At 38.3% G+C, this 7,991-nt stretch carries 5 protein-coding genes; 3 read left to right on the forward strand and 2 right to left on the reverse strand.

Going from position 1 to position 7,991, the window contains the following annotated elements; translation table 11 throughout:
• Positions 1 to 160 precede the first annotated feature (160 nt).
• Positions 161 to 1,966, reverse strand: a complete 1,806-nt coding sequence (locus DRF60_RS15580; protein ID WP_116012926.1) for an ABC transporter ATP-binding protein — start codon at positions 1,964 to 1,966, stop codon at positions 161 to 163.
• A 121-nt stretch (positions 1,967 to 2,087) separates the two neighbouring features.
• Between DRF60_RS15580 and DRF60_RS15585 the strand changes: the two genes are divergently transcribed.
• Complete coding sequence (locus DRF60_RS15585) at positions 2,088 to 2,741, forward strand: CoA transferase subunit B (protein ID WP_116012927.1); 654 nt, start codon at positions 2,088 to 2,090, stop codon at positions 2,739 to 2,741.
• 766 nt (positions 2,742 to 3,507) lie between these two features.
• On the opposite strand, the gene DRF60_RS15590 is transcribed toward DRF60_RS15585, so the two are convergent.
• Complete coding sequence (locus DRF60_RS15590; RefSeq protein WP_116012928.1) at positions 3,508 to 4,326, reverse strand: DUF4197 domain-containing protein; 819 nt, start codon at positions 4,324 to 4,326, stop codon at positions 3,508 to 3,510.
• A gap of 102 nt (positions 4,327 to 4,428) precedes the next feature.
• On the opposite strand from DRF60_RS15590, the gene DRF60_RS15595 reads away from it, so the two are divergent.
• Complete coding sequence (locus tag DRF60_RS15595) at positions 4,429 to 6,696, forward strand: glycoside hydrolase family 20 protein (protein WP_116012929.1); 2,268 nt, start codon at positions 4,429 to 4,431, stop codon at positions 6,694 to 6,696.
• 166 nt (positions 6,697 to 6,862) lie between these two features.
• Positions 6,863 to 7,855 (forward strand): isoaspartyl peptidase/L-asparaginase family protein, encoded by a 993-nt coding sequence (locus DRF60_RS15600; protein ID WP_116012930.1) that lies wholly within the window; start codon positions 6,863 to 6,865, stop codon positions 7,853 to 7,855.
• The last annotated feature ends 136 nt before the right edge of the window (positions 7,856 to 7,991 follow it).

A 7,991-nucleotide genomic window follows, 5' to 3' on the forward strand; every position in this document is an offset into this window, starting at 1 on the left:
ACTTAAGATTAATTAAGAAGCTTGACAAAGTAAATTTAAGTTTTTTAGAAAATCTAAGATTTTATCTTATATGAACTTCTATTATTCTTGTAAGCTTTATAAGTTTTTATAAAAATATATAAAACAAAGCGCTGGAAATATTTTCAGCGCTTTAGTTATATTATGCTTCCGGTGAAATGAGCATTTTTCTTTCCCCGATCTGCTGTCGCCACATAGCATAATACAATCCCTTTTCAGCAATCAGATTATCGTGGGAGCCCATTTCAATCACCTGTCCGCGTTCCAGTACATAGATTCGGTCTGCGTGCATAATCGTGCTTAAACGGTGGGCGATAAGAACCGTAATTTGTTCCTTTTCTTTTGAAATGTCTTTTATGGTAGAGGTAATTTCTTCTTCTGTAATACTGTCCAAAGCAGAAGTGGCTTCATCAAAGATCAATAAATGGGGTTTTCTTAAAAGCGCTCTTGCAATCGCAATTCTTTGTTTCTCTCCGCCGCTTAGCTTCAGTCCGCCCTCACCGATAACGGTTTCTATACCTTTTTCTGCCCTTTCCAATAATGCTGTACAGCTCGATTTCTGCAAAGCAATCTCCAGTTCAGATTCTGTAGCGTTAGGATTTACAAAAAGAAGATTTTCCTTAATGGTTCCTGCAAAAAGCTGTGTATCCTGGGTAACAAAACCAATCTGATTTCTCAGCTCATCAAAATCAAATTCTTTTCCATTGATGTTATTGTAAAAAATATTTCCTTCCTGAGGCCTGTACAACCCAACCAGCAATTTTACCAATGTACTTTTCCCCGAACCGCTTGGCCCCACAAAAGCAATGGTCTCTCCATTTTTAACATCAAAAGAGATATTATTCAAAGCTTTATACTGAGCAGACTGATGTTTAAAAGAAACATGCTTAAATTCCAGTTCTTCAATAGCCCCGATCTGTTTCGGATGGAGTGGCTTTTCTTCCACCTCTTTTTTCATTAAATTATCAAAATTGAAAAGAGAGGCCTCAGCCTCACGGTAAGAAATAATAATATTCCCGATTTCCTGCATCGGCCCGAAAATAAAGAAACCATAAAACATCAGCGAAAGGTACTGCCCCGGAGTCACAATATTCTTAAATATTAAAAGTAACAGGGTCATAGTGATCATCTGCTGAAGAAAATTAACCATCGTTCCCTGGATGAAACTTAAAGAACGGATACTTTTCACCTTTCTGAGCTCAAGCCCAAGAATCTTGTATGTATTGTTATTTAAACGGATCACTTCCTGATTCGTTAAACCCAAACTTTTAACAATTTCTATATTTCTTAAGCTTTCTGTAGTACTTCCCGCTAAAGCAGTGGTTTCCGAAACGATATTTTTCTGGATGCTTTTAATTCTTTTACTCAGTAAATTAGTGATGAAGGCAATCAGGAAAATTCCGCAAATGTAAACAGGCATGATCGACCAGTGCAAACGGATCGCATACACGGAAACGAAAATAATACTCACTAAAATTCCAAAGAAGATGTTAATAAAACTGGTGATAAATTTTACAGTATCTTCCCGTACTTTCGTTAAAATAGACAGGGTTTCACCACTTCTCTGATCCTCAAATTCCTGATAAGGCAATGCCATTGAGTGCTTTAAACCGTCGGTGAAGATTTTTGCGCCAAACTTTTGAGTGATCACACTTACTGCATAATCCTGAAATGCTTTGGCAATACGGCTTACCATCGCTGTTCCGATGAGCAGCACTAAAAAATAGAACACACCATGATAAATTCCGTCCCCATATAAATATTGATTCAGATTTCTGGGTAAAAGTTTTTCCTTATCGAAGAAATTAGGATGAGTTACCAGCTGATCCAGGATATTCCCTGTAATGGCCGGTGCAAATAAAGAAAAAACCTGATTAATGGTTGCCAATAGCAAAGAAAGGATAATTAACCATTGGTAAGGCTTAAGGTATCTTAAAAGTATTTTCATTTTAATAAATAATGTTGCAAAATTAGAGATATTATTTTGACTTATGATATTAATAATTTTGAATAACAAAGACCTTTTGTATTCAAGTGAAAAGAATTAAATTGCAGTCTAAGTTTTTATTATGCTTACAAAAGAACAAATTGCTAAAAGGATTTCAAAAGAACTGAAAGACCGATATTATGTAAACCTGGGAATCGGAATCCCTACACTGGTGGCTAACTATGTTCCGGAAGGTATTTCCGTAGAATTTCAGAGTGAAAACGGAGTTCTCGGAATGGGACCTTTCCCGTTCGAAGGTGAAGAGGATGCCGATATCATCAATGCCGGAAAACAGACCATCACCATTCTTCCCGGAGGTTCATTTTTTGATTCAGCCTTTAGTTTTGGAATGATTCGCGCCCAGAAAGTAGACCTTACTATCCTTGGTGCGATGGAAGTTTCAGAAAACGGAGATATTGCCAACTGGAAGATCCCCGGAAAAATGGTAAAAGGAATGGGAGGTGCAATGGACCTTGTTGCTTCTGCAGAAAATATTATTGTTGCCATGATGCACGTGAATAAGGCAGGAGAAAGCAAAATCCTGAAAAAATGTAGTCTTCCGCTCACAGGGGTTAACTGCGTGAAAAGAGTAGTGACCGAACTGGCTGTACTGGACGTGACTCCAGCCGGATTCAAACTGGTGGAAAGAGCTCCCGGTGTTTCAGTGGAGCATATTGTAAAATCTACAGAAGCAGATCTGATCATTGAAGGTGAAATTCCTGAAATGCAATTCTAAATAAAAAACAAAGCCTTGTCACCGACAAGGTTTTTTTATTCATTTACCCGCCGATTTTTCTTCCCTTGTAAATTTAAAAAATTATAAATGTTCTCAAAAAGGGCTTATGAAACACTATTAAACTGACATAGGAAAATGTAGCGTTAAAAAAATAAATCCTGTGAACGTTAAGAAAATTCTACTGTTTGAAGCGCGAGACAAATTTTGAACCGAAGAACAAATAATGAATTCGCGCAAGTTTTAGAATTTTTAGAGAACAGGATTTATTTTTAGCGGAAGTTTCCAGGTCTTGAACTTTTGATTCTTTTGTTTCAAGACAAAAGAATGTATTTAAGTCTCTCGCAGATTTTGCAGATGACGCAGATTTTTAACCCCAAATTTTAAGGGATTGACAGCTGTTTTGAGGATAGTTTTTATAACAGTGGCAATATCGACATAGGAAAATGGAGCGTTAAGAAAATGATTTCTGTGAACGTTAAGAAAATTCTACTGTCCGAAGTGCGGGAGCACTTTTGATTCTCAACATAGATTGCAGCCGCGCAAGTTTTAGAATTTTTAGAGATCAGGATTCATTTTTAGCGGAAGTTTCCAGGTCTTGAATTTTTGCTTCTTTTGTTTCAAGACAAAAGAAAGAATAAATATTAATCAGAAGATTTTTTCTCTCGCAGATTTGGCAGATAGCGCAAATCTTTTTATTTATGACAAAAGAAAAACTGTCTCAAAATGAAACAGTTTACATGTTTTGAAATCTTTTAAAAAAGCTCAGTTATTTCCCATCCTGCGCCCCAAAAACCTTCTGTAAAATAGATGTTGTTCTCATCGCCGGAGTGTTTCGGATTCCGCTTTCTTTATCAGCTACCATTTTAAATACACCATTAATTGTTTCAGTTGTCACATATTCATTAAGATCTGTTGTTACAGATTGTCCTGTAAAAGTATTGTACTTTGAAATCAAATTTTTCCATACCGTATCTGCACCTACTTTACCCAGTGAAGCCTTTACCTTTGGCTGGAAAGCTGTGAAAAGCTGACTTTGCGTTTTGGTCTGTAAATAATTGGTTGCCGCATTATCACTGCTTAATAAAATATTTTTAGCATCCGTGATTGTCATTGATGTAATGGCTTTTGTAAAGATTGGAGCGGCTTCTGTTACGGCATCTTCAGCGGCTCTGTTTAATAATTTCACCCCTTCATCTGCAAGACTTCCCATCCCCAGGGAGCGTAACGTAGTATCAATCTTTCTTAACTTTTCAGGCATTAAAATTTTTACCGCTTCATTCTTAAAGAATCCGTCCGTTAAAGCCAGTTTCTTTACACCATCAGTTACTCCAAGGCTTAACGCTTCCTTTAACCCTGAAGATATCTGTGTTGAGGTTAGGTTTCCCAGATTAACAGGAGAAGCTGTAGTTGGAGTAATTGGAGTGGTATTAGTTGTAGTAGTGGTTGTAGAGCTTTTAGGTTTTGATGGATTATCAAGATCGACACCGGTTTTGGTTTTAACGGTAGATTTGATGATATCTAAGAGCTGTGCCTGTGAAGAAATTGAAAATAATAGAGCAGCAGCGAATAAAATATTTTTTCTCATTGTATCTTTTTTGCAAATTTAGATGTTTTATTATTTAATAAGTTAAATGGCTAAAGAGTTTTGGAAAATAATTATATTAGCTAAAACCTTAATCATACCTAAATGCGACGTTTTCTTTTTATGTTTTCTGCTATTTTTTCCACAGTTTTTCATGCCCAGAAGAAGCCAGATTTAATCCCTTATCCTCAAAGTGTAACCATGCAGGAAGGAAGCTTCATCATTCCTGAAACGCTGATCCTGAATGACAAACTTCCCAAAGAAGAAACAGAGTATTTTAAAAAAAGGCTTGGTTCCGGTGTGAAATTTCAGAACAGCAGTAAGACAGAAGGAATTCATTTGATGTACATGCCTCTTCCGCAGCCAAAAATTCCAATTCATCCCGAAGAAGATAAAGAAAAGTATACTATTGACATTTCTCCCCAAAAGATTTTCATAACGTCCAATACGAGACAAGGGTATTTTCTGGCTCTTCAAACCCTGGCTCAACTTTTTGAAGAACATAAGGAAGATAGGGAAATCCCTGCTTTAAGAATTGAAGACCAGCCTAAATTTGCATGGCGTGGTATGCATCTGGATGTTTGCCGCCATTTCTTCAATGTTAATGAAGTAAAACAGTATATCGATTATTTAGCCATGTACAAGCTGAATACCTTCCACTGGCACCTTACAGACGATCAGGGTTGGAGAATTGAAATTAAAAAATATCCGAAACTGACTGAGATCGGTTCAAAGCGTAAAGAATCAATGACTGGGGCTTATGTAGACAATACATTTGATGGGAAACCTTACGGCCCTTATTTCTATACACAGGAGCAGATTAAAGAGGTCGTTAAATATGCCGAGCAGAGGCATATTACCGTAGTGCCGGAAATTGAAATGCCGGGCCATGCCTTGGCTGCTTTATCAGCATATCCGGAGCTTGCGTGTACAAAAGGGCCCTTTGAATCCGCTACAAAATGGGGTGTTTTTGATGATGTTTTCTGTCCGAAAGAAGAAACCTTCACATTCCTGGAAAATGTTCTCGAAGAAGTCATTGCATTATTTCCGTCTCAGTACATTCACATCGGTGGTGATGAATGTCCGAAAACGAGATGGAAAGAATGTGCCCATTGCCAGGAACTGATTAAAAAGAATAATCTGAAGGATGAGCATGGATTGCAAAGCTATTTCATTCAGAGAATTGAAAAATATGTTAACAGTAAAGGAAGAAAGATCATCGGTTGGGATGAAATCCTTGAAGGCGGTCTGGCTCCAAATGCTGCCGTTATGAGCTGGACAGGTGTAAACGGAGGAATCGAAGCTGCAAAATCTTCTCACTTTGCCGTAATGACTCCGGGAGCCTATTGTTATTTTGATCATTATCAGGGTGATCCTCAATCGGAGCCGAATGCTTTCGGAGGTTTTACCCCTTTGGATAAAGTCTATTCCTATGATCCTATTCCTTCAGAGCTGAACGCAGAGCAGGCGAAATATATCTTAGGAGTACAGGCCAATCTATGGACAGAATACATTACGGATTTTAAGCAGGTGCAGTACATGATATTTCCAAGGCTGATGGCGCTTTCCGAAGTAGGATGGGGAACGGCAGATCCTAAGAACTATAAAGAATTTGAAAGAAGAGTAATCAGTCAGTTCAAAGTTCTGGATAAGATGAAGGTGAATTATGCCAAAAGTATCTATAATATCTCCGGAAAAGTGCTTCCTGCCAAAAACGGTATTGCTTACGAACTTGCAGTGTCACAAAATCCCAAAGGAATCCGGTATACCACTGATGGAACAGAACCCTTCATCAATTCACCTGTTTATCAGGGGCCTATTGCTGTTTCGAAATCTCAAACTGTTAAATCCGCTTATTTTGAGGACGGAAAACTTAAAAGTGCTGTGTCTACACAGGAATTTACTATTTCAAAAACAACAGGAAAAAAGATCACCCTAGAACAACAGCCAAGTGAAAATTATTCTTTTGGAGGAGCCTTTACCCTGGTAGATGGCATTATCGGGAATACAAGACAGCTGGGAAAAACATGGCTGGGCTTCCAGGGGAAAGATGTCGTTGCAACCATTGATCTGGGACAGAAAACTATCTTTTCAGAAGTTTATTTTAACACCCTGGAAAATAAAGGAAGCTGGATCCATCTTGCAAAATCTGCACAGATCTTTGTTTCCGATGACGGAAAGAATTTTAAAATGATCAAAGAGATAGGAAAAGACGAGATCCAGAATTCGAAAGGAAAAATAAAGCTGAATGTAGGAAACCAGAATTCAAGATATATTAAACTAAAAATAGAAAATGCAGGTATTATTCCTCCCGGAAATCCCGGAGCAGACTCAAAAGCGTGGCTGTTTGTTGATGAAATCGGGGCAAATTAGTCTCAAAGCCTAATATACTCCATGTAAATAATATCCGATGCTGTTTTAATACATCATTATAGCATCAATCATCAAAAAATAAAGGACCATAGTCTACATTCTGTGGTCTTTTTCCTTTTCTGCTAGCGGGAAAATTGCTAATTTGGAGGTCAAAATATATCCAAACATGCAAAGTAGACGAAACTTCATTAAAAAAACGGCTGCTGCTTCCCTGGCACTTGCCGTAAATCCACTGGATCTCATTGCCGGAGAATTGCCGGAGAATTCTAAAACAGCAGGCAAACCTATTGTTCTTTCCACGTGGAATTTCGGTCTGAAAGCCAACGAAGAAGCCTGGACCATTTTAGGAAAAGGCGGAAAAGCGCTGGATGCCGTGGAAAAAGGAGTTCGTCTGGTGGAATTGGACCCCACTGAAAGAAGCGTAGGCTATGGCGGACGTCCGGACAGAGACGGTAGGGTTACCCTTGATGCCTGTATTATGGACGAAAACTATAATATCGGTTCTGTTGCCTGCCTGGAAAATATCAAAAACCCTATCTCTGTAGCAAGAGCAGTGATGGAAAAAACGCCCCATGTTATGTTGGTTGGAGACGGAGCATTACAGTTTGCAATATCCCAGGGTTTTAAAAAAGAAAACCTTCTCACCCCCGATTCCGAAAAAGAATGGAAAGAATGGTTGAAAACCAGCGAGTACAAGCCGGTTGCCAATATCGAAAACCATGATACCATTGGAATGATCGCTTTGGATGCGCAGGGCAATCTTTCAGGAGCCTGCACCACCAGCGGGATGGCTTTTAAAATGCATGGCAGGGTAGGAGATTCTCCCATCATTGGAGCCGGTTTATTTGTAGACAATGAAGTGGGTGCAGCTACGGCTACCGGCCACGGCGAAGAAGTAATTCGTACAGTCGGGACACATCTGGTGGTTGAACTGATGCGACAAGGAAGAAATCCTCAGCAGGCTTGTAAAGAAGCTGTAGAAAGAATTGTAAAAATTGCTCAAAGAAGAAATAAAAACCTGAAAGATATCCAGGTTGGATTTATTGCCTTAAATAAAAAAGGAGAATATGGTTCTTACTGCATTCAGGACGGATTTAATTTTGCCGTATATGATCAGAAAGGCAACCGTCTGGAAAAGCCGGAATTTGCTCTGAAATAATTGTATTTTATTTAAATTCAATAGGAGCGGGCTAAATCCCAATGTCATTAAGTTAATGATTTAACATTTTGACTTACAGTTATTTACTCTTGTTTTTAAGACTTATTTTTCGTATATTTAACAGTGAATCAATCAG

The sequence above is a fragment of the Chryseobacterium elymi genome, assembly GCF_003385495.1.
Lineage (GTDB): Bacteria > Bacteroidota > Bacteroidia > Flavobacteriales > Weeksellaceae > Chryseobacterium > Chryseobacterium elymi.

What these genes read in the sequence shown, in the direction of transcription:
- DRF60_RS15580 (WP_116012926.1), bottom strand. Translation starts at nt 1,966, where the DNA reads ATGAAAATACTTTTAAGATACCTTAAGCCTTACCAATGGTTAATTATC.
- DRF60_RS15585 (WP_116012927.1), top strand. Translation starts at nt 2,088, where the DNA reads ATGCTTACAAAAGAACAAATTGCTAAAAGGATTTCAAAAGAACTGAAA.
- DRF60_RS15590 (WP_116012928.1), bottom strand. Translation starts at nt 4,326, where the DNA reads ATGAGAAAAAATATTTTATTCGCTGCTGCTCTATTATTTTCAATTTCT.
- DRF60_RS15595 (WP_116012929.1), top strand. Translation starts at nt 4,429, where the DNA reads ATGCGACGTTTTCTTTTTATGTTTTCTGCTATTTTTTCCACAGTTTTT.
- DRF60_RS15600 (WP_116012930.1), top strand. Translation starts at nt 6,863, where the DNA reads ATGCAAAGTAGACGAAACTTCATTAAAAAAACGGCTGCTGCTTCCCTG.